The 24,711-nt window shown below is 41.9% G+C and carries 26 protein-coding genes; 23 read left to right on the top strand and 3 right to left on the bottom strand.

Annotation, left to right across the window (positions count from 1 at the left end):
- Positions 1-229: 229 nt before the first annotated feature.
- From PHQ42_02355 to PHQ42_02340, 4 genes are all read left to right on the top strand, one after another.
- Positions 230-1,048, top strand: coding sequence for a hypothetical protein (locus PHQ42_02355; GenBank protein MDD5071557.1), 819 nt, complete (start codon positions 230-232; stop codon positions 1,046-1,048).
- Positions 1,049-1,058: 10 nt separating this feature from the next.
- Positions 1,059-1,961: a hypothetical protein gene (locus tag PHQ42_02350; protein MDD5071556.1), complete on the top strand. Its 903-nt coding sequence runs from the start codon at positions 1,059-1,061 to the stop codon at positions 1,959-1,961.
- A gap of 124 nt (positions 1,962-2,085) precedes the next feature.
- On the top strand, positions 2,086-2,916 hold the full coding sequence (locus PHQ42_02345) for a Wzz/FepE/Etk N-terminal domain-containing protein (protein MDD5071555.1): 831 nt from the start codon (positions 2,086-2,088) through the stop codon (positions 2,914-2,916).
- Positions 2,917-2,922: 6 nt separating this feature from the next.
- The gene (locus PHQ42_02340; protein ID MDD5071554.1) at positions 2,923-3,858 is read left to right on the top strand and encodes a glycosyltransferase family 2 protein; all 936 of its coding nucleotides are present in this window, start codon (positions 2,923-2,925) and stop codon (positions 3,856-3,858) included.
- A gap of 25 nt (positions 3,859-3,883) precedes the next feature.
- On the opposite strand, the gene PHQ42_02335 is transcribed toward PHQ42_02340, so the two are convergent.
- Complete coding sequence (locus PHQ42_02335) at positions 3,884-5,299, bottom strand: O-antigen ligase family protein (GenBank protein ID MDD5071553.1); 1,416 nt, start codon at positions 5,297-5,299, stop codon at positions 3,884-3,886.
- A gap of 21 nt (positions 5,300-5,320) precedes the next feature.
- Between PHQ42_02335 and PHQ42_02330 the strand changes: the two genes are divergently transcribed.
- The 3 genes from PHQ42_02330 to PHQ42_02320 are packed head-to-tail and all read left to right on the top strand — an operon-like array spanning position 5,321 to position 8,101.
- Positions 5,321-6,331, top strand: a complete 1,011-nt coding sequence (locus PHQ42_02330; protein MDD5071552.1) for a glycosyltransferase — start codon at positions 5,321-5,323, stop codon at positions 6,329-6,331.
- A 46-nt stretch (positions 6,332-6,377) separates the two neighbouring features.
- Complete coding sequence (locus tag PHQ42_02325; GenBank protein MDD5071551.1) at positions 6,378-6,593, top strand: DUF350 domain-containing protein; 216 nt, start codon at positions 6,378-6,380, stop codon at positions 6,591-6,593.
- A 41-nt stretch (positions 6,594-6,634) separates the two neighbouring features.
- Positions 6,635-8,101 carry a glycoside hydrolase family 5 protein gene (locus PHQ42_02320; GenBank protein MDD5071550.1) on the top strand — a complete coding sequence of 489 codons (1,467 nt, stop codon included), beginning with the start codon at positions 6,635-6,637 and terminating at the stop codon, positions 8,099-8,101.
- A 59-nt stretch (positions 8,102-8,160) separates the two neighbouring features.
- Here the strand turns inward: PHQ42_02320 and PHQ42_02315 are convergent, their stop codons facing one another.
- On the bottom strand, positions 8,161-8,688 hold the full coding sequence (locus PHQ42_02315; GenBank protein MDD5071549.1) for a hypothetical protein: 528 nt from the start codon (positions 8,686-8,688) through the stop codon (positions 8,161-8,163).
- Between the two features lie 598 nt (positions 8,689-9,286).
- Here PHQ42_02315 and PHQ42_02310 point away from each other — a divergent pair.
- From PHQ42_02310 to PHQ42_02265, 10 genes are all read left to right on the top strand, one after another.
- Complete coding sequence (locus PHQ42_02310) at positions 9,287-10,591, top strand: hypothetical protein (protein ID MDD5071548.1); 1,305 nt, start codon at positions 9,287-9,289, stop codon at positions 10,589-10,591.
- A gap of 33 nt (positions 10,592-10,624) precedes the next feature.
- Complete coding sequence (locus PHQ42_02305) at positions 10,625-11,752, top strand: T9SS type A sorting domain-containing protein (protein MDD5071547.1); 1,128 nt, start codon at positions 10,625-10,627, stop codon at positions 11,750-11,752.
- 89 nt (positions 11,753-11,841) lie between these two features.
- The gene (locus PHQ42_02300; GenBank protein ID MDD5071546.1) at positions 11,842-12,213 is read left to right on the top strand and encodes a hypothetical protein; all 372 of its coding nucleotides are present in this window, start codon (positions 11,842-11,844) and stop codon (positions 12,211-12,213) included.
- A gap of 743 nt (positions 12,214-12,956) precedes the next feature.
- Entirely contained in the window at positions 12,957-13,349 is a 393-nt protein-coding gene (locus tag PHQ42_02295; protein ID MDD5071545.1) for a four helix bundle protein, read from the top strand.
- 36 nt (positions 13,350-13,385) lie between these two features.
- The gene (gene mraZ / locus PHQ42_02290) at positions 13,386-13,817 is read left to right on the top strand and encodes a division/cell wall cluster transcriptional repressor MraZ (GenBank protein MDD5071544.1); all 432 of its coding nucleotides are present in this window, start codon (positions 13,386-13,388) and stop codon (positions 13,815-13,817) included.
- Positions 13,818-13,858: 41 nt separating this feature from the next.
- Positions 13,859-13,996, top strand: a complete 138-nt coding sequence (locus tag PHQ42_02285) for a hypothetical protein (protein MDD5071543.1) — start codon at positions 13,859-13,861, stop codon at positions 13,994-13,996.
- A gap of 83 nt (positions 13,997-14,079) precedes the next feature.
- A complete protein-coding gene (gene rsmH, locus PHQ42_02280) occupies positions 14,080-15,036 on the top strand; it encodes a 16S rRNA (cytosine(1402)-N(4))-methyltransferase RsmH (protein ID MDD5071542.1) in 957 nt (318 codons plus the stop codon).
- 106 nt (positions 15,037-15,142) lie between these two features.
- A complete protein-coding gene (locus PHQ42_02275; GenBank protein MDD5071541.1) occupies positions 15,143-15,499 on the top strand; it encodes a hypothetical protein in 357 nt (118 codons plus the stop codon).
- Between the two features lie 33 nt (positions 15,500-15,532).
- Complete coding sequence (locus PHQ42_02270; GenBank protein MDD5071540.1) at positions 15,533-17,644, top strand: penicillin-binding protein 2; 2,112 nt, start codon at positions 15,533-15,535, stop codon at positions 17,642-17,644.
- Between the two features lie 207 nt (positions 17,645-17,851).
- Entirely contained in the window at positions 17,852-19,150 is a 1,299-nt protein-coding gene (locus PHQ42_02265) for a UDP-N-acetylmuramoyl-tripeptide--D-alanyl-D-alanine ligase (GenBank protein ID MDD5071539.1), read from the top strand.
- 79 nt (positions 19,151-19,229) lie between these two features.
- Here PHQ42_02265 and PHQ42_02260 read toward each other — a convergent pair whose 3' ends face one another.
- A complete protein-coding gene (locus tag PHQ42_02260) occupies positions 19,230-19,994 on the bottom strand; it encodes an MBL fold metallo-hydrolase (GenBank protein MDD5071538.1) in 765 nt (254 codons plus the stop codon).
- Positions 19,995-20,356: 362 nt separating this feature from the next.
- On the opposite strand from PHQ42_02260, the gene rfbD reads away from it, so the two are divergent.
- The 6 genes from rfbD (at position 20,357) to PHQ42_02230 (ending at position 24,359) form a co-directional block, all read left to right on the top strand.
- Entirely contained in the window at positions 20,357-21,223 is an 867-nt protein-coding gene (gene rfbD / locus PHQ42_02255; GenBank protein MDD5071537.1) for a dTDP-4-dehydrorhamnose reductase, read from the top strand.
- Between the two features lie 43 nt (positions 21,224-21,266).
- Complete coding sequence (locus tag PHQ42_02250; GenBank protein ID MDD5071536.1) at positions 21,267-21,617, top strand: four helix bundle protein; 351 nt, start codon at positions 21,267-21,269, stop codon at positions 21,615-21,617.
- 22 nt (positions 21,618-21,639) lie between these two features.
- Complete coding sequence (locus tag PHQ42_02245) at positions 21,640-22,365, top strand: sugar phosphate nucleotidyltransferase (protein MDD5071535.1); 726 nt, start codon at positions 21,640-21,642, stop codon at positions 22,363-22,365.
- Positions 22,366-22,409: 44 nt separating this feature from the next.
- A complete protein-coding gene (locus PHQ42_02240; protein MDD5071534.1) occupies positions 22,410-23,060 on the top strand; it encodes an HD domain-containing protein in 651 nt (216 codons plus the stop codon).
- Positions 23,057-24,022, top strand: a complete 966-nt coding sequence (locus tag PHQ42_02235; protein MDD5071533.1) for a glycosyltransferase — start codon at positions 23,057-23,059, stop codon at positions 24,020-24,022. The genes PHQ42_02240 and PHQ42_02235 overlap by 4 nt, the downstream gene beginning before the upstream one ends.
- Positions 24,023-24,116: 94 nt before the next feature.
- Positions 24,117-24,359: a hypothetical protein gene (locus PHQ42_02230; protein MDD5071532.1), complete on the top strand. Its 243-nt coding sequence runs from the start codon at positions 24,117-24,119 to the stop codon at positions 24,357-24,359.
- Positions 24,360-24,711 lie beyond the last annotated feature (352 nt).

The following is a 24,711-nucleotide window of genomic DNA, read 5'->3' as shown; positions in this document are numbered from 1 at the left end:
CAGAATATCTGCCAGAATACGTGGCTGAATTTTCAGTAAGATTTAGCCACCCGGAAATCTTTGATTCTCCGCTAACCTATCTGCAAAAATCAATTAGCTCTGTTCCACTTGACTAGGTATACCCTAATCGCTATCCTTGACAAAAACTAAAAAATTTGTTAAAGTTTTTTATTAAAATTATTTCGCTCTTTTTTAATCGAATATAACCATGTAAGCGGAGGATAAGAGAATGAAAACGTTGTTCCTGACAACGGCCCTGTTTTTATTAATTCCCGCCGGTTATTGCCAAACCCAAGAGAATTTGGAGATTTTTGACGCCATGGGTGGCGGCAATTACTATCGGGAAACGGAAAAGGCCAACGAGGCCAGCGGCTATTATGTTTGGCTAAAGGCCAGATATCGGCCCTTCTGGCTGGTTGGCCGGAAAACAGAATTCGGTTTCGGAATTTTCGGCCAGGGAGAATATCCTTTCGGCTCATCAAACGGAGCCGACTACAAGAATCTCCAAGCTAGTGGCGGCCTTAATTTTTTCTTAAAGCGGACGGGCTTTATCGGCGATTTGGATGTAGGAGCCGGCCGGTTGCTTTGGGCAAAGGTCAATAAGGGTTTATATGAAAGCGAGCAGAAAGAGAACGTGTTTCTCTCTTCCCTTTATTTCGCTTTTGACAGCCGGCGGGTGGGAGGAAATTCGTCTTTGCCCAAGACCGCCTTTACCCTTTCTTTGTCGGTTCCCTTTGGCCGATCTTCAGAAAGGAGCTATGGCGGTCATGCGCTTTCTCCGATGGCCCACAACAACCGCCGGTGGGAAGTTTCTGTTTTACAGGAGATTGTTGATTTGCGCGGAAGCGGCTGGAGAATAACTCCGGGAATCGGCGGCAGTTATGGCCGAGAAAGCGACCCGCAGAAAAATTTCTATAAAGCGGGCCCAAGCCTTTCCTTTTACCGCAACCAAAATCTTTTCCGTTTGTCGGTAAATTACCAGGAACAGCTGGCCGGGAACAAAGACCGCTGGTACGCCAAAGTATTTTACTGGCGCCATCTTGAATAAGGAGGAAGTTGTGATAAATCACGGCAGAATCGTTTTGGCTTTTTTTCTTTTGGTTTTCGCAAGTTGCGCCGTAGCAGTCAAGATACCGCCTCCGGAAAAAATCCCGGCGGATTTTATCCTGTCAGACGTTGTCCTTTTCTATAACGGTTTTGAACAATCGCCGCTTGATTATTATGACGAGTGGCAGATCGTAGAGGACTGGGGCGACAGCGTTTACGTAAAAGAGGGGGCGCCTGAAGGCCGGACAACAATCGTCCAAGACGAGGATAAGAGCCGCGGAAAAGTTTTACGCGTGCTTTATCCGGGAGGAACCTTCGGCCCCAAAGAAAGCGGCGCCCAGTGGCTCCTGAAATTAGGCGCGCAGTACGAAGAGTTGTATTGCTCTTACTGGGTGAAGTTTCCTTACGGCTTTGAATTCGTCAAAGGCGGAAAATTGCCCGGTTTAGTCGGCGGCGAAGCCAATACCGGCGGTAAAAAGCCGAACGGCGAAGACGGCTGGAGCGCCCGTGTGATGTGGCAGAAGGACGGAGCTGTCCGGCAATATGTCTATCATGTTGGGCAGGCTGATTCTCTTTACGGCGATGGTCGGCCCTGGCAGGAGGAAGGGGAGAATTGTTTTTTCATCCCCGGTCAATGGCATCATCTTGAAACTTATATCAAGATGAATTCCCCGGGCCAAAGCAATGGCATTATTGCCTGCTGGTTTGACGGCCGGCTGGCAATGTACGAAGACGATTTCCGCTTCCGGGATATTGCCACGCTCGGCATTGATGCCTTTTTTTTCTCATCTTTTTTTGGGGGAGGGGATGAAAGCTGGGCCGCGGCCAAGAGGGAATATATATATTTTGACGATTTCGTCATTTCCCGGGTTCCGGTTCATGGTTTAACAAAGCAGCGAGAGGCAAGCAAATAACTTGCCTCTTTTTTTATGTTTATTTTTGGTGGATTTTGCCGCTACTTGACAAATTTTAAAAGAAATGCTAGAATAGTTTATTAACTAATTTTAACCAAAATTAGATAATTTATCAGCAAAAGCTATGGAATCTAACAATTTTTGGAATTTAATAAGGAAAAGAAAGCAAACGATTTTGTTTGTGGCTTTTTTATTTTTACTTATTTCTTTGGCTATTAGTTTTATTTCTCCATTGGAATATCGCGCCAGCGCCAAATTATTGATAACGCAGAACAATAATTTGGGTGACGCTTACAGCCTTTCCCGCTCTAACCAATTTTTGAGCAATGTTTTGGCGGAAGTGGTTTATTCCAGCTCGTTTTTGGAGCAGGCTTTGAGCGCCGGCTTTAATATTGACCGGACTATTTTTTCCGCCGACCAGAACAAAAACATGAAAAAGTGGCGCCAGTTGGTTTTAGCCAAATCGGTAAGCGATACCGGCATGCTTGTCATCAATACTTATCACGAAGATAAATACCAGGCGAGCCAGATTAACCAGGCCGTCGCTTATATCTTACAGACAAAAAACAACCTTTATCACGGCTTGGGCGACAAGGTTTCGGTAAAAGTTATTGACAGGACCAGCGTTTCCAAGTGGCCGGTCAAGCCGAATTTTATTTTGAACGCCGTTTTGGGGATTTTCTTCGGCTTAATTGCTGGCTTTTGTTTTGTTTATTTATACCCGGGCAAAGAATTAAAATCAAGAAAAAAAGAAGGGATAACTCTTCCCTTAAAGAAAAATTATCAGCCTTCGGCCGCTATTGGCAAACAGCCGCAAGCCGCCAATTTCCCCTGGGAAGAAAAAGAGAATTTTCCCGGGGAGAAAACGGAAGCGTCGGAAAAGGAATTGGAATTGCCGGTTGAAGAAGAGAAGGACATAGATTCTTTCTCGGGCGACATCAATAATTTATTTTAAAATTTTATGGAGAGAAAAAACAAGATAACGGTTTTGGTGCCGACTTATAATGTGGAAAATATTTTAAAACGCTGCCTTAAATCAGCCGATTGGGCGGACGAGATTTTGGTAGTGGATTCTTTCAGCAAAGACAGGACCTTGGCGATTGCCCGGAAAATGGGAGCAAAAATAATCCAGCACGAATATGTTTACAGCGCCAAACAAAAAAACTGGGCGATTCCCAGGGCGAAAAATAAATGGGTTTTATTGTTGGATAGCGACGAGGTTATAACCGCCGGACTGCGGGAGGAAATAAAAAAATTGCTGGAAAGCAAAGATTTGAATAACTACGACGGCTTTGGCATTGCCCGGCGCCATTATTTTTTGGGCCGGTTTTTGCGCTGGGGCGGGCGTTACCCCCTCTACAATGTAAGATTATTCAAAAAAACTTGCCGTTATGAAGACCGCGATGTCCACGCCCATATAATTTTACCCAAGAGCAAGGTGAAAAATTTAAAAGGCGACATTCTTCATTATAGCGATCCGAATTTAAGCCATTTTTTTGCCAAGTTTAACCGTTACACCACCTATCAGGCCGACTACATGCTGAAGTTTTCAGCCGAAAAGCATGAGATAGAATGGAAGAAATTTTTTACTTATTATATATATAGTAAGTCGGTTATAAAAGATTATTGGTATTTTCTGCCCTTGACCCCGTTTTTACGTTTTGTTTATATGTATTTTTTACGGTTTGGTTTTTTGGACGGCCGTTATGGATTTTTGATAGCGGTCCTTTACTCTTTTCAGGATTATGTGGCCAAAACCAAGTATCTTGAACTAAAAGGCAGAAAGCCGGTTTTTCGGTTCCTAATGCAGAATTTTGTTAAGACTTTGGTGGCTAAAACGGGCGAACAGCCGAAAATTATTGACCGTTTAGGAATTGCCGAAGTGAAAAAAATTTAAGAATATGCGATAAAAAACAAGGGCCCTACATTGCCCTTGTTTTTTTTAGGCCGAAAAGGCCGCCCAAAACCGACCAGAGTATAATCTGGGTGACCAGGCCGCGGGATGCGGATTCAAAGAAGCTGGCTAAAATTAAAGACAGAATTATCGTTAAAACCCCGTAAGCCAGAATTTTAAAATTTATTTCTATTTTTTGGCCGAAGACATTTATCTGTGTATTTTCGTTAGGCAGGCAAAGATAAGTTTTTCCGGCATAGTAAACAGCGCCGATGGTGTAGCTTAAGAAGAAAAGGATGCCTAGAGATCCCAACTCCAGTCCGTAAAGGAGAAAGTCATTATGGGGCAGGGAAGTGCCGCCGCGCCAGTTTTTCGCTCCCTCAATTACGATTTCCGAAGTGCCGACGCCATGGCCGAAAATCGGCTTCTTTATAATTTCCCCGAGCGAAACATGCCAGATGTTTTTTCTGGCTATCCAGGAATTGAAAAAAGATACTTCAAATATTTCCGTCACCCGCGACTTGATGCTTTCAAAAATGGCTGTGATGACAAAGGCCAGAGGCGTTAAAATTGCCAAAAGAATTAGGAGCCAACGGGCCATAACCGCAAAAATCAGAAAGGATAAAGCCAGGCAGGTCCAGGAAACGCGGGAATAAGTTAAAACTAGCATGATAGCAGTGGCAGCCGCGAAGAGAAAAAGAAAAAGATTATTTTTTAAGCTTTTATTTTTTTTCGCCAAGAAATAAGAAAGGGCAAGGCCGAGAATGACAAATAAGTATAAGCCGAATAAATTAGGATGGACAAACGGGCCGGCTAGCCTGCCCAAACTTGAATCCGGCTCAAAGAAATATTCTTTATTGGCTATTTGCGAGAAAGCGAGGATGGCCGGCATTAGGGCGGAAGCCAGGCAGGCAAAAATAATTTTAACTAGGCCTTGGTGGCTGGAAAAATAGCAATAAGCTATAATATAGATAGCTAAGGGGGCCAAAAAGTAAATTAAGCCGGAAAGGGAAGCGCCCAAGTCGGTTGACCAGGCCATTGAAATAATGAGATAAATCGCGTATAATAGAAAGATGGATTTTAAAGGCAGAGTTTTTATTTTCGTCCAATTTTCAAAAATCGCCACAATAGCGAGAAAGATTAGAAATAAAGAAATAATAGCCGTAAGGTTTACGGGCAGGTTATAGTTTTTTAAATAAGGAACAATTTTTGCCGGATTTAATTTAAAGTCGTTAAATTTCAAAGCTGTTGGCAGAATTATAATGAGAGCCAGGATCAGTTTTTCCATACTGAACAGCCCGGCAGTCAGAAGGATTACAAGAAATAAAGAAGCAACGACAAAAAACCAGTCATTGCTCCAATCTAAGCCGGGCAGAGCCAAAAGCAAAAAAGAGATAGTAAAAAGAAGCAGAATGAAGAATAATATTTTTGTCGTTTTTCCCATGGAATCTAACTTTTAAAATTTATGAAAATATTTATTGTCTGGGGTCGGGAAACCGAACTTAGCCGTTATCTGGCCCAAGGTTTGGGTGCGGAATTAAAGCAGGTTTATATAAAGAAATTGGGCAAGATTAATTTGCCGGCCTTGATTCGTTATTGCCTCCAAACCGTAAAAACATTGTTTATTTTGGGAAAGGGGAAGCCGGAAGCGGTGATTGTCCAGAATCCGCCGATTTTTTGCGCTTTGATTTGTTATTTTTATTGTACTATAGCCGGAGCCAAATTAGCAATAGACTCCCATACCGCGGCTTTCTTGGACAGGAAGTGGATTTTTTTCCATTGGCTTTTTAAATTTGTAGCCAAGGGGGCGGATTTAAATACCTGCCACAATTTTAAGAACTTGGCTGTCTTGAAAAAATGGGGGATTGCCCCGGCCATGGTAATCCAGTTTTACAATCCGGTTTATAAAGAAGAAAACCTTAAATTGGAAATGAAAGATAAAAAAATAACCGAACAGCTGGAAGAATCAAAACTGCCGATTATGATGGTTAATAGGTTTGCCAGCGACGATGACTGGTCAACCGTTCTGGCCGCGGCCAATCTCCTGCCGGAAGCCACTTTTTTTATCACCGGCAATCCGTCCGTTTCTTTAGAAAAAAGGCTTGCAAAGGACAAGCCGGACAATGCCTGCTTTACCGGTTATCTGACCCATGAAGAATTTATGAGGCTGATGTGGCGCTGCCGGGTTGTCCTTGCTTTTACTTTAAGGCCGGATACAGTCCTTTGGTCAATCCGGGAAATCATGGCTCTGGGCAAGCCGTTTGTCACGACCGATTCCGAAGTTTTAAGGCATTATTTCGGCGAGGCGGCTTTATTTACCAAATCTGCCCCAGAAGAGTTAAAAGAGAAAATTATGCTAGCTTTAAAAAATGAAAATCAGATTAAAGAAAAAATAAAATTTTTTTTAGAAAAAGACAAAAAGAGGTGGCAGAGAGAAATTTTTGTTGCCAATAAAATTTTGAATAATAAAAAATAAAAGTTAACCCGTTTTCCGTCCGGAAGCGCGGTTAGCTAAAAAAGTTATGATTATTCTCAAAGAGTATCTTTTTACTTTTGGCTGGGCCCTGGTCGGAGCTTTGTCCATGGCGATTTCCCTGGCGGTTATGCTAAAAGTATTCAGCTGGCTTACGCCGATTAACGAATGGGAGGAAATAAAAAAGGGCAATATTGGCGTGGCGATTATTATCGCTTCGGTTATTCTTAGCGCGGCGATTGTTATCGGCAACACCATTATTTAATAGAGCCTTAAAGTTCAAGGAGGCAAAATTAATAAGTAAATATGAAAAAAGTAGTATTAATTTTGCTATTTATATTGGTATCATTTTTAGGTTTAGCTTATTCAAGTGAAAAAGCGCAGGCTGGCTTTTTGGATTTCTTTTATAAAATCAGGGAAAAATTGACTATTTCCGGCAACCAGGTGTTTTTCGCCGGCGAGCCTGTGGTTTTGAGGGGCGTGGCGGTCGGCGATCCTTATTCGCGCCAAAATACTTACAGAAGAACAACCGGCGATTATATAACAATAGGCAGAGACTGGGGCGCCAATGTCGTGCGCCTTTCGGTTCATCCCAGCTACCAGAAAGACGAAAAGAGAGTGAAAAAAATTTTGTCCGACGAAGTGGCCGCCGCCAGGGACAATAATCTATTTGTCATTATTGACTATCACGTTATTGGTTTCCCCAACGGCTGGTATAAACCCTGGCCGGAAGGCGGGAAAGAGGGCCACTCTTATGACAGCAATTTCCGGACCGCCATGGATTTTTGGAAGTCCATAGCCGTAGAATACCGCGATGACCAGGGGATTATTTTTGAAATATGGAATGAGCCGGCGGATAAAAAAACAAGAACCTGGGCGGATATAAAACCCTATTGGGAGCGCCTTCGCGATTTAATCAGAAGCCAGGGCGCGGCCAATATAATTATCGCTCCGGGCGTTTATTGGACCTATGATTTAAGGGGAATAAAAGACAATCCCCTGGAAGGTAAAAATATCGGTTATGCCTGGCATACTTATCCTTTTTCCGGCCAATATTTAAATTGGTCCCAGGCCTTGGATAGCTTAAATAAATATTATCCGGTTTTCGTGACCGAGTGGGGATTCAGCGCCGATCCGGCGAAAAGGCATTACGCGAAAAAGGAAGATTACGCTTTGCCTTTTAAAGATTATCTGATCAGCGAAGGTCTGAATTTTACCGCTTGGTGCTGGCACAATCCCTGGGATCCGAGAATGTTTGAGGGCAATTGGCTGAATTTAACCCCTTACGGGGAATTTGTGAAAGATTTTCTTCTTAATGCCGAAGCAACGGAAAAATTTAACGAAGAAATAAACAATTTTTTGAAAAACGGGGCGGACGATAATTCCCGCCGTTTGGGAGAAGGGGAGAGGCGGGCCGTGGTTTATTCTTTCAGGATGGCTTTTTCCCGCAATCCGGAAACGGACCGGGATTTGGCTGATATTATAAAAATAGCTAACGGCCGCTGGCCGTCGCAAAGAAGCGAGGATGCGGAAAATTCAGCCAAAAATAATTTTAAAAAAATCTATAAGCGCGATCCGGATATGGGCAGTAAAAATGACGAAGCGGCGATAACGATTATGGCTTATGGCTTGCGGCAGAAGGCGGAAAACAGAAATTTATCCAGCGAGAAGCAGGGGATTGAAAATTTTAAAAACATTTTTGGCCGGTTGCCCCAGACAACTTCTGACTGGAATATTATGCAGGCCATTACTTATTCCGGCGCTGCCAGATAATTTTAAATAAAAAAGAACCCCGAAAAATCAATTTTCGGGGTTTTTGTATGGCGTTGTTGCTATTGTGTGTTGGTCTTTGCTTCCTGGATGTGGAGCATGACCTTCCATTTTTTTGTTGTTTCTTCGGACAGTCCTCTTTCCAGAAGGTCTACATAGTACTTGATAGCGACGGTAGTTAGCGGGCCAATTGAGTTATCAGCTCCGCCCGTATATACTTTGTCGCTGGTAGCATCCTTTTGGAAATTTCTGACCGCATCATCGCCGGTGTAGTGAAAATCGTCCTTGATAATTTTTAGCCATTTGTCGTTGGCTTTTTTTCTCGCGGCGATTTCGTTGGCTTTTTTCTGCCCTTGGATATAGGCCAATATATCTTTGACCTGTTGCGGCGTTAGGTCCAATTCCGTAGTAGACCGGCTGACTGGCGTCGGAGCTGCGGCTGGCGCCGGAGCAACCGCGGGTGAAGTAGTAACGGTAACCGTTTGAGTAGAGGTTTCGTCTTCCGGTTCTCCGATGGGACTTATATTTCCGGTTTCGTCTACCCCCCACAGCCAGTACCCTATGTTATCCTCATAGGGCACCCTACTCACAGGGTTCCTTGGAACCAACCCCATGACATAATCCCTTAACTCCTGTGGCACCATCTGTTCAGTGGCGCCATTATATAAGGGAATTTGTCTAACCCATTGCGTGCCGTTCCAGGTAAGCTTACCCGCAAACGACGGTGTAGGCTTCTGGACACTTGAACTTTTTGGGAAATAGATGATGTCCCTTATAGGAAAATTTGCTGTGCCTGTATTTTGCACAGCATTCTCCACCACCCTTGTCGTCGTTTGCGGCGTAGTGGTGGTGGTTGTGGTCTGAACCGCCGTGGCGGGCTGATCGATCCGCCTGACAACAGTTGGCGCGCCGCAGGCCTGGATGAACATGGTAGCCACGACAAGAATCATGGCCGCGAAGACGAACTTTGAGCTTTTCATAGCTCACTCCTTTGAATGAGGTGGTGTTTGGTGTTTACTATCCGGTTTTAAAATATTATAACTGGCTTCTCCGGTTTATTTCAAAGAGCGATTTGATATATTAAATTAGCATATCTCTTTTTATTTGTCAAGAGTTTGCAGGCCGTACCCTTGACTTTTTCCCTGTTTTTTGCTAAGATAAAACATTCTAAATATAAAGTTATTTACTATGAAAAATAAGGTAATTATTACATTTTTTTTGATAACCCTGATTATTTTCGGCAATGGGGCGTTTTTTGCTTCAAAAAGCTTGGCGGAAACAAACAAGGAATACAGGCGAGGGGAGATGTTTAGCATCGGCAGTAGAAATTATCTGGCGGCCAGCAACGGAGTTTTGGCTGAAATTTTGGAAATCACCCCGGCTGACAAGCTGATTAAAATAAGCGAAGTCTATAGCCAGGAAGGCGTGAACGATTTGTTTGTCTGGCAGGAAAACGGCAAAACTTTTTTAGCGGTTTTGACCGGGCAGTATTTGATTAAATATGATATCAGCAATCCGCTTTTCCCCAAGATTGAGGCCAAGCGGGACCTTTACCAGTGGCGCGGCAAAGGCAAATACAAAATCGGCTATATGCGCTCTTTGGCCGGCGCCGGGCAGTACCTTTTTACGGCCGGCAATGGCGGAGTAAGAGTTTTTGACAAAAACAGTTTAGCGGTTCTTGATAATAAAATTTTTACTTTGGAGCCGAGTTACGGGTTAGCGGCCAAAAGCAATATCCTGGCGGTTATTATCAAGGATAAGGGTTTTTATGACAAGGGATTAATTTTTAACATAGCCAGCGGCAGACTGATAAGCGAATACAAATTAAGCAATAAAGAAAACGTCCAAAGGCAGCCGGCGATTGACGATGCCGGCAATGTTTATTTTCCTTCGGATAACAGCTTGATAAAAATAGGCGCAAACCGCAAGGTTGCGAGCGAATATCATAATCCGGTCAAGGAAGGTCTTAATTTCAGTTATGCCGTTAAAGTTTTGGGAGATAAAATTTTTTATGTTAATGGTTTCGGCCTGACCAAGCTGGGCGATAATTTGATAAAAGAAAAGTTTTTCTTCTCCGCCCCTTCCAATGTTTACGGGCCGGATTCTTGGGCCGCGGGCGTGGCCATGGGCCGGGATGGCCGGGTGGCGATTTTTAATAAATCTTCGGTTCTGCTTTTGGGCGGGGAATTGAATCTGCTGGACCAATATATATACAAGCCTTTATCGGACGAGAAAGTTGAAATGGACTTGAAAATAGTTCTGGAAAAATTTTGGGCTTTTGCCGGAGAAAATTTGAATATAAAAATATCCGGCTTTTGGCCGAACGAAATAGTGGCGGTGAAATTAGGAGACAGGGAGCAGGCGGTCAGAGTCAATAATTATGGCGCCGCTTACCTGACAGTAATTGCTCTCGCAAAAAAAGGCGTGGCCCTTATTTCCGCTACCGGGCAGGATTCAAAATTAAATTACCAGACTAGTTTTATTATAAAATAAGAAGTTTCCGGAAGAGAAAATTGTTCTTCTACAATGAAATATCACAAGAGAAGGGGAATTGCCATGAAAAAGGCTATTCTTTCCATTGCCACTGGCTTGGTTTTATCAGCCAACGTTTTTGCCGCAGAAACTCCGCTTTATATTTTTACCGGCGCGGTTGCCTGCCTTGGCATTACTGACGGCTCGGTTCAGTATTCCAAGGTGCCGGTTGAGCCCGACACCGTCTTTGCCCAGGGCGAAGATGTTTTGGTTCTGGCCGAATTCAAGAATGTTGTGGGCAAACACCGGTTCCGGGTAAAGAAGTTTTTAGACGGGATTTCCTACGGCGAAGCAACGACCGGCTGGAAAAACGAGGAAGAGAAATGGGTTTGGGATTATTCTTACTTTGTCCCTTCCCAGCTTGAGGCTCGTCCCGGACGCTGGAAATTCGTTATTTACTTTGGGAAGAAGGACGGAACGTTTGTGGAAGTCGGGGAGGCCAATTTCAGAGTTAGGAGAGAAGACTCTCCCTACACTTTTACCGGCGCGGTTGCCTGCCTTGGCATTGCTGATGGCTCAGTTCAGTATTCCAAGGTACCGGTCGGGGCCGATTCGGTTTTTACAGCCGGCGATACCGTCTATGTTTTGGCCGAGATGACCAATGTCTATATTGATCACCAATTCGCAGTCGCGGTTTTTAGGAACGGCCAGTATTGGTCGGGATATACCAGCGACTGGAAAGAAGTCGGTTTCGGCTGGGACTATTCCTATTTTACACCCCGGCAGGAAAATATTCGCGCAGGGGCGTGGGAATTTGTCATCTATCTGAATAAGGAAGGGGTAAACTTTCAATTTCTCGCCAGAGTCAAATTCGTGGTGAACGAAGATGAGCCTACGGCGGTTAAAGAGGATGCGCTCATTCCTTTTTCTCTCAACCAGAATTATCCCAATCCGTTCGATCCCGCCACAGCCATCAGTTTCAATCTTGGCCAAGGCAACAACACTCGTCTAGAGGTTTTTAATTCCTCGGGCCAGGGGGTTGCCACCTTGATTGACGGATATTTGGAGGCCGGTCATCATTCTGTCTCTTGGAATGCTGCCGGTTTGTCGGCCGGGATTTATTTTACCAGACTCCGGTCAGGTAATTTCACGGCCACAACAAAAATGACGCTGTTGAAATAAACGCGCCAAGCACATTTTAATAAAGCCCATACTTTTGCGAGTATGGGCCTTTTATTTACAAAAATAATTTTTAGAGCTATTCTGATATTATGATTCTTTATCTTGAAACAACCGGAGGCGACGAGATTGAAATTGCCTTGAAGAAGGGAAAAGGAGTTTTGGTTTCCAAAAAGTTTATGGCCCGCTATTCCCAAGCGGAGAAATTATTGCCGGCCATAGATAAAATACTAAGCAGTAAAAAAATTAAACTAAAAGATTTAAAAGAGATTGAGATAGCTAATGAAGGAAATGCGGACACAAGCTTTACCTCTTTGCGCATCGGCATAGCCACGGCTAATGCTTTGGGGTATGCCTTGGGCATTCCGGTCAGGGGGCTTCCTGAAAAGGTTAAGAGCAAAAGGTTTTCAGGGTTTGATGTTATAGAGCCGGTCTATAATAAAGAGCCCAACATCACCTTATAGTATTTTGAGATTATTATGATAATAAAAACACAAAAACACATGGCCTTCGGCCTTAAAACACTAAAGCACAAGTGTTTCGGTGTTTTTGTGTTTTAGTGTCTAAATTCGCAGTAAATTAACCTGAAAATTAGCGGAAATTGCCGGATTAAGTTAGCCATGTTGTTTAGACTGTGGATTAACTGTTGAAAAGTTGATAAGTAAGACTTTTATCAGGTTTTAAAAAAGAAAAATAATGTCTCCGCCTGTTGATAAGGCGGAGTTTTTATTTGTTTATTTTACTTATATTAGGAAAAAAGTTGAATTTGTTCTGCCGTTGACTTTAGGCAAAAAGTGGTGTATAATTAAAGTATAAAGGTGAAAAGTGGGGAATAGGGGTGAATGAATGTTATTTTTCGCTACCGCGAAAAAGCCCCGCTACGAATGGGGCACATCCGAATTATAATAATGTTATTTTTCGCTACCGCGAAAAAGCCCTACTGCGAATAGGGCGCATCCGAATTAAATTAATCCATAAGTTTTTTAAAAATAAAAACAAAAAACTAAATTGGTTGGCCAAGATACTAAGCGCCAACCGTAAAAACTCTGGCTTTGTCCAGAGCATGGGGATGGCCCTGCCCTGGGCCTATCGGGGCAATCTTTATTAAATTAAGGCAAAGAAGGGGTCTGATAAATTCTACCTTTTGGTAAGATTATCAGACTTCTCCTGGATCTTAAAATTAATAAATAATAATGAATAATTAAAAATGGAAAAGGGGATTGCCGGAGATGACAGAGAGAAATTCAAAAAAGAGTTTGCGCGAAGAATTCACAATTTTATTTTAGATTTAATTAAGTTTATTGATGGTTTAGACAAGAAAGATTCTACTTGCAAAATAATCGGCCAAAATCAATTGTTAAGGAGCGGTACCAGTATGGGCGGAAACTATTTTGAAGCCCAGGCGGCCAGTTCAATAAATGATTTTGTGAATTATTTTAGAATATCTTTAAAATCAGCCAATGAAACAAAATTTTGGTTAATTCTGTTGAGAGATGCGGGCAAGTGTGATAGAAATTTGGCTAATAATTTGTTAAAGGAGTTAACGGAAATATCAAGCATCTTAGCGAAAAGTATAAAAACGATAAAGTCTAAAAAATAATTATTCATTTTTAATTATCAATTATTCATTCTTAAAATGTTCATCGGCGAATACCAACACAGCCTGGATAGCAAAGGAAGACTCGCTGTCCCGGCTAAGTTCAGGGTTTTACTTAAAGGCGGAGCGGTTGTTACCAGGGGATTGGACAACTGCCTTTTTTTGTATCCCAAAAAACAATGGGAGGTTCTGGCAACTAAATTAGCTAACCTGCCAATCAGCCAGGCCAAGGCCCGGGCTTTTTCCCGTTTGATGCTGGCCGGCGCCATGGACGTTGAATTTGATAATCAGGGCCGGATTACTCTGCCGGGTTATTTAAGGAAGTTTGCCGGCCTGAAAAAAAAGTCAATCATCGCCGGGCTTTATGACCGTCTGGAAATTTGGGATGAGGCAATCTGGAATAAATATAAATCCGGAACGGAAAAACAAAGTAGCGATATCGCCGAAGCTTTGGGAGAATTAGGGGTTTAATATTAACACTTAACACTTAACACAAAAATAAAAACAAAGATATGACAAAAAGAATTCAGTGCCAAGACTTTGGCAATAACAATGGCAGCATCAAAATAAAGGTTATCCGGGCGCCCCTGGTTGACAGCCGTCAATTGCGAAGAATAATTTTTTCCCGAGCGCGGGCGTTAGTGTTATAAATCTAAATCGCATAACGCATAACGTGGAACTTGCCTACCGGCAGGCAGGCGCATAACGCATAACATTTAAATTGTTGAATCAGATGGAATATAAACATACGCCAGTAATGCTAAAGGAGGTTTTGGAGTATTTGAATCCGCAAACAGGACAATTTTTTATTGATTGCACTTTGGGCGGAGCCGGCTACACCATGGAAATCGCCAAGCGGGTGGGGGAGGCCGGAAAAGTATTGGCGATTGATCTTGACGAAGCGGCGGTAGAGAACGCCCGCCGATTAATTTCCGGAGAGAAATTGGATAATATAATTTTAGCAAATGAAAACTTCAAAAATTTATCAAAAATTATCAAGGAATATTTTAAAGAGGAACGTTCGGCTGGCCGGTTTAACGGGATTGTATTTGATTTGGGTTTATCATCAGCTCAACTCGAAGACCCACGCCGAGGATTTTCTTTCCAGCTGGCTGATGCGCCGTTAGACATGTCTTTTGGCCCCTTGGCCGGGCGGAAGACCGATGAAATAATAAACGGCTGGCCAAAGGCGGATTTGGAAAAAATTATCAGGGAATACGGCGAAGAGAGATTTGCCAAAAGGATCGCCGCGGCCATAATTAAGAGAAGAAGAGAAAAAAAAATCAGAACAATAGGCGAATTGACGGAAATTATCGCTGGCGCCGCGCCTAAAAGACATGTAAACGGCAAGATTCATCCGGCCACCCGCGTTTTTCAGGCTTTGCGCATCGCCACTAACGATGAATTGGAAAATTTGAAACAGGCCCTGCCCGCGGCGGTTAAATCGCTGGCCAAAGGAGGCCGATTGGCGATTGTTTCTTTCCATAGCTTGGAGGATAGGATAGTAAAGAGATTTTTCAAGGAAGAGGCCAGGGATTGCCTCTGCCCGCCAAGTTTTCCGGTCTGCCAATGCGGGCACAAAGCCGGCTTAAAAATAATCACTAAAAAAGCCGTAAAGCCCAGCGAAAAAGAAATTAAAAATAATCCGCGTTCCCGAAGCGCTCGCCTAAGGGTGGCGGAAAAACTTTAAAACTCTACAAATCTACAAATCTATTACAAATTTTACAAATAGTTATAAAAAATAGCTTTCTAGTATTCGTAAATTTGTATTCAATTTGTAATTTGTAATCAATAAAATGACAAACACAAAAACAAACATAAAAAATGAATTTTGCGAAAAATCGGTTCAAGAAAAAAAACAGAGAAAAATATTCAACTTGAAAAATTTAAACAAACTTTTGTTTATGCTTACTATTGCCGCCGGCGTTTGTTATTTGGCCGGGATCAATGATTTGACCGTTAAGGGTTTTAAATTGCAGGAAGAGAAAAGAAAAATTAATCTTCTCCGGGAAGAAAATGCGGTTTTGGGGTCAAAGGCAATCGCCATGGAGTCTTATAACAATCTGAGCGAGAGGGCCAAAGAATTAAAAATGGTCGCAGTCGGAGAAATTGATTACATAACAATCCAAAGCGGCATTGTGGCAAAAAAATAGCGAAAAAGTTAAAAACTCATCCGTCCCCTTTTTATGAGGTTATGGAGAAAACCAAAACAAAATATCGGCATTGCCCGCAATAATAATCGCCTTAATTTGATAATAGCGATTGTTTTTTTATTAGGCGGTTCGATTCTATACAAATTATACGGCTTGCAGGTGCGGGAATATGATTTGTATACGGCTATGGCCGGCAGCCAACACCAGGTTTATAGCGAATTGCAGCCGGAGCGAGGCAAGATTTTTTTAACTGACCGCAAACAGGGTTCGGGCCATGAAGAATTATATCCTTTCGCCGTTAACAAAGACTTCGCCCTGGTCTATGCCATCCCCAAGGAATTGGAAGAGCCGGAGGTATTGGCGGATAAATTATTTATTGTTTTTAAGCAGGAAGGGGTTGAGAAGGAAGTGGATGATTTATTAAAAAAAGAAGAGAAAGAAAAGCTTGACAACGAGCTTGCTTATGTCGCCAGCCTTAATTTGCCGGGAGAGGAGAGGGGCAAAAGGGAGGCGGAGGTAAGAACAAGATTGGAATCTTTGAAATCCGATGAAAAATACCGGGAGACTTTAGCCATTAGAAGGGAGGCGGAAATTAATTTGAGGAAAGAAAAAATCATAGGCGACTACCTGGTGATTTTAAAAAAGAAAGACGATCCCTACGAGCCTCTTGAAAAAAAAGTTGATGAAAAGACGTTAAAAAAATTATACAGCCTTCTTTTGAGCGGCGAGGAGAAAAAAATTGAAGAAGATAATTTTGAGATAAAAAATGGAGTTATTTTTGTTAATGATCAGGGAGGTGAAAACAGCAAAGCGAAAGAAGCGAAATTCACAGGGTTGGCCTATGCGATGAAGTCTTATCGTTCTTATCCGGAAAACAATATCGGTTCCCACGTTCTGGGATTTACCAGCTACGCCGAAGAAGAGCCAAGAGGAAAATATGGACTGGAAGGATTTTTTGACAAAGAACTTTTCGGCCAATACGGCTCAATCAAGGCCGAACGGGGAGCGGGGAAAGATTTGGTTATAGTAAATGACAGAGAGTATAAGAAGCCGGTTGACGGCAGTGATTTAGTTTTGACTATCAACCGTTCGGTTCAGTTCAGGGTTTGCCAAAAACTGAATGAAGCCGCGCTTCGGCACGGAGCGGACGGGGGAAGCGTTATTGTTATGGAGCCAGAAACCGGCGCCGTGATTGCCATGTGCTCTTATCCGGATTTTGACCCCAATAATTATGACAAAGTTAAAGACATAAGCGTTTTTAACAATCCGGCGATTTTTTCCCAATACGAACCCGGCTCGGTTTTCAAGCCCATCACCATGGCCGCTGCTTTGGACCAGGGAAAAGTTACCCCAGAAACCAGCTATAATGACGAGGGACAGGTTATGATTGTGGGCTGGCCCAAGCCCCTGAAAAATTCGGATTTTGACACTTTCGGCGGGCATGGCGAGGTTAATATGACCGAGGTTTTAGAAAATTCTTTGAATACCGGCGCGATTTTCGCCATGCAGCAGACAGGACCGGAAATTTTTGCTGATTATGTGAAAAAATTCGGTTTTGGCGAGAAAACCGGGATAGAATTATCCGGAGAAAGTTTGGGGGACATCAGAAATTTAACCGCTTCCAAGATAAAGCCGATTGACTCGGCTGTAGCTTCTTACGGGCAGGGCATGAGCGTTACTCCTTTGCAGCTAACCGCCGCCTACGCCGCGATTGCCAACGGCGGTATTTTGATGAAGCCTTATATTGTTAAAGAAATTAACCATCCGGACGGGACAAAGGAAATTACCCGGCCCGAAGAAGTCAGGAGAGTGATTTCTGAAAAAGCCGCCACTATTTTGGGCGGTATGCTGGTTAATGTGGTGGAGGAAGGGCATGGCCAAAGGGCCGGAGTTAAAGGTTATTATGTCGCCGGCAAGACCGGCACGGCCCAGGTGGCCAGGAAAGACGGCCGCGGCTATGAGACCGGCGCCCATATTGGTTCTTTTGCCGGATTTGCTCCGGCCGATGACCCGCAGTTTGCGATGCTGGTGCGGATTGACAATCCGCGCGATGTTTCCTGGGCCGAATCTTCGGCCGCGCCGTTATTTGGCGAAATTGCCGACTTTCTGCTACAATATTATCAGGTACCCAAAGTTAGAGAATAACGTTATTTATATATTTAAAAGTTTGGTTTTGTATTAGGGGAAAGATTTAATTTACCCAATAGAAATCCCAAGCACTAAATCCTAAATCCTAAATAATTTCCAAAATCTAAATTACCAAAATTCAAAAAATTTGTTTTGAAAATTTGGAATTTGGTAATTAGAATTTGTTTAGAGTTTAGGATTTAGAATTTAGGGTTTAATATTTATATGCGTAAATTAATCCAATTAAAATTAAAAATTTTGGCAAAGCTGATTTTAAAGAAATATAAGCCGAAAATTATCGGTATTACGGGCAGTGTGGGGAAAACCAGCGCGAAGGAGGCGGTTTATACCGTGCTAAAGACCAAATTTAATGTCCGGCGCAATATAAAGAATTATAATAATGAAATCGGCCTGCCTTTGACGATTATCGGCGCGGATTCGCCGGGGAAATCAATTTTCGGCTGGGCCGGAGTCTTTTTTAAGGCCCTTGGCTTGATTTTATTCAAAGACAAAAATTATCCGAAAATTTTAATTTTGGAAATGGGAGTGGACCGGCCGGGCGATATGAAATATTTAATGAAAATCGTTAATGTGGACATCGGCATAGTGACCTTAATCAGCCATTCTCACGAAGAATTTTTTGAGAATGTAAAGGAAATCCAGAAAGAAAAGAGTTTGCTTGTAGAAAATCTAAGGCCGGGCGGCTGGGCAATTTTAAATTTTGACAATGAACTCGCTCGCGAACTGGGAGCAAGAAGCAAAGTTAAGGTTCTTTCCTATGGCTTTAAAGAAGGCGCGATGTTAAGGGCGCGGGAATTGGTTTTCAGTTTTGAAAAATCAAAAGACATAAAGAATTTATTGGGCATAAGCTTTAAATTGACTTATAACGGCTCTTTTGTGCCGGTTCTTTTGCCGCGGGTAATCGGCTATAATTCCATTTATGCCGCTTTGGCTGCGGCCGCGGTCGGCATTACGATGGAAATGAATTTGGTGGAGATTTCCAGGGCGATGCGCGAATTTGATTCTCCGAATGGCCGGATGAATTTAGTCAACGGCATAAAGCATACTTTGATTATTGACGATACCTATAATTCCTCGCCGATCTCGGCAATGTCGGCCCTGGATATTGTCGCTAAAATTTCCCTTGCCAAGGGAGCCAGAAGGTTTGCGGTTTTGGGCGATATGCTGGAATTGGGCAGATACAGCGAAGAGGGCCACAGAGAAGTCGGCCGTTACGTCGTCAAATCCGGCGTAAACAAATTGATCGCGGTCGGAGAAAGGGCCCGGGATATTGCTAGGAGCGCCGAAAGCGCCGGAATGCGCAGAGATGACATTTTTCAATATACTGACGCGGCTGAAGCCGGCCGTTTTATTCAGCAAAGAATCCAGCAAGGGGATTTGATACTGGTCAAGGGCTCGCAAGGCATGCGCCTGGAAAAAATCGTTAAAGAAATTATGGCCGAACCAATGCGGGCGAAGGAGTTGTTAGTGAGGCAGGAAGAGGAATGGGGGAACGACAATTAACTATTAACAGTTAACAATTAACAAAATTAGGATAAAAAAACTACAGAGGATTTCTGTAGTTTTTATATTCGTATAATTTTTATATTGATATTTTCATTAAATCTTTGGCTAAAATGATTTTCTGTTGGCCTTTGATTTTTTCTTTCAAAGCGGGCAGATAAGCGTCTCGCAGGTGCGTGGCAATAGCTTTTTTTACTTCAGCTTCTTTAACAATTTGAGCGATCTGGTCAATGGTAAAATGGTTTGGCGTGGGATTAAGATAGCCGGCTTCAATTAAAAGTAAATCCGCATTTCTCGCTTTTTGCTTCAATTTTTTCGCGCTATGTTCGCCGCCAATATCACCGGTGTAAACAAATATTTTTTTCTGAAAATTGACCTTTATGCCGATTGATTGGTAGTAAGGAACGTGGGTAACTTCAAAAAGTTCTATTTTAATACCATCAATTGAAATTTTTCGCGTCCCTTCAAGAAATTTAAGGGGATAATGCTCTTCTGGCTCCACCCAAAAAACCTCCTTTAATTTTTCCCAACGTTTTTTAATGGATTTAGGCCCGATTATGGTAAGGTTTTTGTATTTCCCCCCAAACCTTCTTATGCCGTCAACCCAAAGGGCATGGACAAGAGGCAGGGCATCAGCGAAATGGTCAGTATGGAAATGGGAGATAAATAAAATATCAATTGAGTTTAGGTCTATACCCATTTCAACTAAACGGGCTAAAGAAGTGTGCCCGATATCCAAAAGGATTTTTCTCTCCCCAATTTCTAAGAGATAGCAGGATGGATGCCGTTTTTTTGTCGGCATCATGGCGCCGGAACCAACAATTGTTAATTTAAATTTTTTCATATATTAATTATATTTTTATTATATCACCGACTTATAAATTAGCAAATCCGCTTCCCTTGTTATTCTAAGAGTGCCCCCTTTCGGCAAAGGGGGTAAGGGGGATATTAAAACCATCAGTCCTTAAACCCTCTTTGATTCCCCCTTGATAGGTGGGGGAATTGAGCAAGTTCAGGGACTCGGTCGCCTCCGTGGCGACCGAGTCCCCAGACTTCTGGTCGCTTCAGCATGACAGAGACGAAAGATTCTCGCAATGACAAGGTGGTTTGCCCCTTTATTTTATCAATCAATTATGCTAAGGTAAAAGCAGAAATACCCAAAGGTTTTTTGTTATTTTATTATTTTATTTTTATATTACTTAGAATATGGAAATATTAATTTTGGGAGCCAAAGGCAATCTGGGCGGGCAATTGGTAAAAATTTTTAAAGCTGACGAAAAATACGAGGTTGTGGCTTGGGATAGGGAAGAAATAGACATAACGGATAAGGAGTTGGTTTTTAAAAAAATAAAAGAACTGAAGCCGGATATTATTATTAATGCGGCGGCTTATAACGCGGTTGATAGATGCGAAGAGGAAGAAGAATTTGCCCTGGCAAAAAAAATAAACGCCGAAGCCGTCGGTTATTTGGCCGAAGTTTGTTTGGAAACTGGCGCGGTTTTAGTCCATTATTCTTCGGATTATGTTTTTGCCGGTGATAAAAAGGAAGGCTACAGGGAAGACGATGAGCCGAACCCGATAAACAGATACGGCGAGACAAAGCTGGGAGGCGAAGAGGAAATTATAAGCAAAAGCGGGAAAGGGTTGAAATATTATTTAATCAGGACGTCAAAATTATTCGGTCCCAAAGCTCAAAGCGAAGGGGTCAAACCAAGTTTTTTTGACTTAATGCTTGATTTAGCTAAAAAGAAAAAAGAATTAGATGTGGTTGACGAGGAAGTGAGTTGTTTCACTTATACGCCTGATTTAGCCCGGGCCACCAAAAAACTGGCAGAAAGTGAAAAAGGCTATGGAGTTTATCACCTTACCAATATCGGCCGGGCAACTTGGTATGAGGCGGCCGTAGAATTATTTAAAATTTTAGGTAAAGAAATTAAATTGAATCCGGTAAGAGGGGATAAATTTCCGCGAGCGGCTAAGCGTCCAGCCTGTTCCGCTTTAATCAATACCAAGTTTGATATGCAGAGAACCTGGGAAGAGGCCCTGCGGGAGTATTTAAAGAAGAGTCCGTAAAGTCCGTAAAGTCTGAAAGTCATTTAATATTTTAAGGAGGGATATGAAAATAGATAAGTTTGAAGATATAATAGCTTGGCAAAAAGCAGGAACATTAACTCTAAATTTATATGACCAATTTAGAAATTGCCGGGACTTTTCTTTCAGGGATCAAATATGTAGGGCCGTTATTTCCATAATGAATAATATTGCTGAAGGATTTGAAAGGAATACCGATAAAGAATTAAGACATTTTTTATATATAGCCAAAGGTTCTTGCGCGGAAGTCCGATCAATGCTTTATTTAGCCTTTAAATTGAATTATATAACTGGTCAAGAGTTTAAAAGTAATTATACTTTAACAGTGGAAATTTCAAAGCTAATTTCCGGTTTTATAAAGACTTTAGACTTTTAGACCTTAGACTTTTAACTAGGTTATGCGCGGAATTATTTTATCCGGGGGTTCGGCCACGCGGCTTCGCCCCTGCACCAAAGTCACTTCAAAACAGCTTTTGCCGATTTATAACCGGCCCATGATTTATTATCCCTTGAATACCTTGCTTAAAGCCGGTATTAAGGAAATTTTGATTATTGTGGCGCCGGAGCGGGCCGGGGACTATCTTAATCTCTTGGGGAGCGGCCGGGAATTCGGGGCTAAATTTACTTATGAGATTCAGGATAAGCCGACCGGGTTGCCGGAAGCTTTTGTGATTGGGGAGAATTTTATTGACCAGGAGGATGTTTGCATGATTTTAGGGGATAATATTTTTGAAGATGATTTAAGCGGGGAAATAAAGGGTTTTAAAGGCGGAGGAAAAATTTTTGCTAAAGAAGTTCCGGATCCGGAAAGATTTGGCATTGTGGAATTTGATAAAGATCGGAAAGTGATTTCTATTGAAGAGAAGCCGAAAAACCCGAAAAGCAATTATTGCGTGACCGGACTTTATATTTATGACAAACGGGTAGTGGAAGCGGCGAAAAATTTAGCCCCCAGCGCTCGCGGGGAAACCGAGATTGTGGATTTGCATAATTGGTATTTAAAAAAGGGGGAATTAGAGGTGGCCGTAGTTAAAGGCGAGTGGATTGATGCCGGCACTTTTGACAGCCTGCTTCGCGCCCAGAATTTTGCCAAAGAAAAAATGCAGGGGAAAATGATAATTTAAAATGAATAATGAATAATGAATAATGAATAATGAAAGAGTCTTATATGGGCAAGAAGGAAATTATAAATAAGACAAAGAAATATGTGCGCCGTAAGTTGGGGAAAGAAGCGACAGGGCACGACTGGTGGCACGCTCTCAGGGTCTGGAAAACTGTTAAATATATTGCTAAAAAAGAAGGCGGGGATTTATTTACCGTAGAATTAGCGGCCCTTCTTCATGATATTGCGGATTGGAAATTTAATAAAGGGAAAATAGACGCGGGCGCAAGGTTAATCAGCGGTTTTCTTGGGAAATTAGAAGTTGACAAGGAAATTATAAAAAGCGTCTGCGAGATTACGAAGGATATATCTTTCAAAGGCGCCAAAGTGAAGTTAAAAATAAAAACCAAAGAGGGAAAAATCGTGCAAGACGCAGATCGGCTTGATGCCTTGGGCGCTATCGGGATTGCCAGAGCGTTTTCTTACGGCGGTTATGCGAAAAGAGAAATATACAATCCGAAAATTAAATTCAGATTGCATAAAAGTTTTAAGCAATATCAGCAGGGCGGGAAGACCTCAATAAATCATTTTTTTGAAAAACTGTTATTTTTGAAAAATTTAATGAATACTAAAACAGGTAAGAAATTGGCGGGTGAGCGTCATGAATTTTTAGAAAAATATTTAAAGCAATTTTTTAAAGAGTGGAATTTGAAATGAAATTAGCTATTGGTTTTATAACTTACGAGGAGCGCACGGCAAAGTACTTGCCGTATTTTTTGCCGTCTTTATTCAAGGCCTTGGAAGAAATTGATGATTATTTGATCTTCTGCTGGGATAACAGCGAAGTCAGCGAGAAGAATGTTGAGTTTATAGCCAAGACCTATCCCGCGATTGAAATTATAAAATCTGAAAAAAATATCGGGTTTGGCGCGGCTTACAACAAGATGATGAGTGAAGCCCGGAAGTTGGGCGCCGAATACTTTTTAGCCATCAATCCGGATACAATTTTAAAACAGGAAGCTATAAAAAAACTTGTTAAAGCCATGGACGAAGATAAGGATTTGGGTAGCGCCAGCCCCAAAGTTTTAAAATGGGATTTTGCAGGCAGTAGAGAAACAAATATAATTGACACTTGCGGGATTAAAATGAAAGCAGGTTTAAAGTTTATTGATTTGGGGCAAGGCGAAAAAGATAAGGGCCAATATGATAATCCGGAAATTTTAGGACCATCCGGCGCGGCCGGAATTTACCGGATGAGCGCTTTGGGAAAAGCGCTACCTCTTGATAAAGGGGGCGGGGGGAATTACCAGTATTTTGACGAACGAATGTTTATGTACAAAGAAGACTGCGATTTGGCTTATCGTCTGAATTTAGCCGGTTTTAAGGCCGGATTAGCGCCAGAAGCCATAATCTACCATGATCGGACCGTATCAATCGCTAAAAAGGAATTTTTGGCCTTTTTAAGGGGTAGGGGGAGCAGGAAAAGGCAGGAAAAGCAGTGGCCTTTTCTAAATCAGCATATAATTTTCTTAAAATATTGGCATTTTCAGGGATTTTTAAATAAAATAGTAATTATTTGGCGAATATTAGCGATGTTTATTTTTGCCTTGTTTTTTGAGCAGTACTTATTAGGGCAGTATGGAGAAATAAGTAGAAAGTGGAAAGTTATAAAGTCATAAAGTTTTTATTTGCTATACCGGATAGCAGGTGTTATAATATATTATATGGGTAAAACTCTAAACATAAAATATTGGAGGGTAAAAAATGAAAAATATGACTTTAACACCAGAACAATTCAACAAACTAGCGACCAAAGAGGATCTCAAAGAATTCTTAAAAAAAGAGGAATTTGAAGAAGCAAAAAGCGAAATATTAGGCGCGGTTGACGCGGTGATGCACAAACTCGACGATATTGAGCACGCTTTTGTTTCCAACCAAGCGGCGCATGACCGAATGTCAGAAACAATAACTAATCATGAAGTTAGAATAAAAAAATTAGAATTGAAGAATACATAATAAAAGACGAATTCACACGAATCACAAAAAAAACTAATCATCACGAATTATTAACGAATATTAACGAATCACGAATATGACGAATAATTCGTGTGAATTAGTTCTTAATTTGTTAAATTCGTCGTGTAAGTAACGAATATGATGAAGTCTTCCTAATCTTTATACAATTTTTTATAGTTTGCCATGCTAGACAACAGGTATTATAATATATCATATGTGTAAAACTAAGCCTAACCCCAAAATTTAGACAGTATGCTAAGATATAGATATTGGCATAATTAGTCTAAATCTATGGGTAATATCAAACGCAAGCATCCAACGCCATTTAAGGTTAAGGTCGCTCTGGAGCTAA

The sequence above is a fragment of the Patescibacteria group bacterium genome (assembly GCA_028711655.1).
GTDB lineage: Bacteria > Patescibacteriota > Patescibacteriia > Patescibacteriales > JAQTRU01 > JAQTRU01.
The sequence above is the reverse complement of the archived record's forward strand: the minus strand, read 5'-3'. Positions and strand labels throughout refer to the sequence as shown.

Excerpts from the sequence above, each read along its gene's own strand:
- PHQ42_02310 (MDD5071548.1), top strand. The coding sequence starts at position 9,287 with ATGAAAAATAAGGTAATTATTACATTTTTTTTGATAACCCTGATTATT.
- PHQ42_02235 (MDD5071533.1), top strand. The coding sequence starts at position 23,057 with ATGAAATTAGCTATTGGTTTTATAACTTACGAGGAGCGCACGGCAAAG.
- PHQ42_02355 (MDD5071557.1), top strand. The coding sequence starts at position 230 with ATGAAAACGTTGTTCCTGACAACGGCCCTGTTTTTATTAATTCCCGCC.
- mraZ (MDD5071544.1), top strand. The coding sequence starts at position 13,386 with ATGTTCATCGGCGAATACCAACACAGCCTGGATAGCAAAGGAAGACTC.
- PHQ42_02300 (MDD5071546.1), top strand. The coding sequence starts at position 11,842 with ATGATTCTTTATCTTGAAACAACCGGAGGCGACGAGATTGAAATTGCC.
- PHQ42_02270 (MDD5071540.1), top strand. The coding sequence starts at position 15,533 with ATGAGGTTATGGAGAAAACCAAAACAAAATATCGGCATTGCCCGCAAT.
- PHQ42_02335 (MDD5071553.1), bottom strand. The coding sequence starts at position 5,299 with ATGGGAAAAACGACAAAAATATTATTCTTCATTCTGCTTCTTTTTACT.
- PHQ42_02260 (MDD5071538.1), bottom strand. The coding sequence starts at position 19,994 with ATGAAAAAATTTAAATTAACAATTGTTGGTTCCGGCGCCATGATGCCG.
- PHQ42_02345 (MDD5071555.1), top strand. The coding sequence starts at position 2,086 with ATGGAATCTAACAATTTTTGGAATTTAATAAGGAAAAGAAAGCAAACG.
- PHQ42_02285 (MDD5071543.1), top strand. The coding sequence starts at position 13,859 with ATGACAAAAAGAATTCAGTGCCAAGACTTTGGCAATAACAATGGCAGC.
- PHQ42_02265 (MDD5071539.1), top strand. The coding sequence starts at position 17,852 with ATGCGTAAATTAATCCAATTAAAATTAAAAATTTTGGCAAAGCTGATT.
- PHQ42_02325 (MDD5071551.1), top strand. The coding sequence starts at position 6,378 with ATGATTATTCTCAAAGAGTATCTTTTTACTTTTGGCTGGGCCCTGGTC.
- PHQ42_02245 (MDD5071535.1), top strand. The coding sequence starts at position 21,640 with ATGCGCGGAATTATTTTATCCGGGGGTTCGGCCACGCGGCTTCGCCCC.
- PHQ42_02320 (MDD5071550.1), top strand. The coding sequence starts at position 6,635 with ATGAAAAAAGTAGTATTAATTTTGCTATTTATATTGGTATCATTTTTA.
- PHQ42_02250 (MDD5071536.1), top strand. The coding sequence starts at position 21,267 with ATGAAAATAGATAAGTTTGAAGATATAATAGCTTGGCAAAAAGCAGGA.
- PHQ42_02305 (MDD5071547.1), top strand. The coding sequence starts at position 10,625 with ATGAAATATCACAAGAGAAGGGGAATTGCCATGAAAAAGGCTATTCTT.
- PHQ42_02275 (MDD5071541.1), top strand. The coding sequence starts at position 15,143 with ATGACAAACACAAAAACAAACATAAAAAATGAATTTTGCGAAAAATCG.
- PHQ42_02295 (MDD5071545.1), top strand. The coding sequence starts at position 12,957 with ATGGAAAAGGGGATTGCCGGAGATGACAGAGAGAAATTCAAAAAAGAG.
- rsmH (MDD5071542.1), top strand. The coding sequence starts at position 14,080 with ATGGAATATAAACATACGCCAGTAATGCTAAAGGAGGTTTTGGAGTAT.
- PHQ42_02340 (MDD5071554.1), top strand. The coding sequence starts at position 2,923 with ATGGAGAGAAAAAACAAGATAACGGTTTTGGTGCCGACTTATAATGTG.
- rfbD (MDD5071537.1), top strand. The coding sequence starts at position 20,357 with ATGGAAATATTAATTTTGGGAGCCAAAGGCAATCTGGGCGGGCAATTG.
- PHQ42_02240 (MDD5071534.1), top strand. The coding sequence starts at position 22,410 with ATGGGCAAGAAGGAAATTATAAATAAGACAAAGAAATATGTGCGCCGT.
- PHQ42_02230 (MDD5071532.1), top strand. The coding sequence starts at position 24,117 with ATGACTTTAACACCAGAACAATTCAACAAACTAGCGACCAAAGAGGAT.
- PHQ42_02330 (MDD5071552.1), top strand. The coding sequence starts at position 5,321 with ATGAAAATATTTATTGTCTGGGGTCGGGAAACCGAACTTAGCCGTTAT.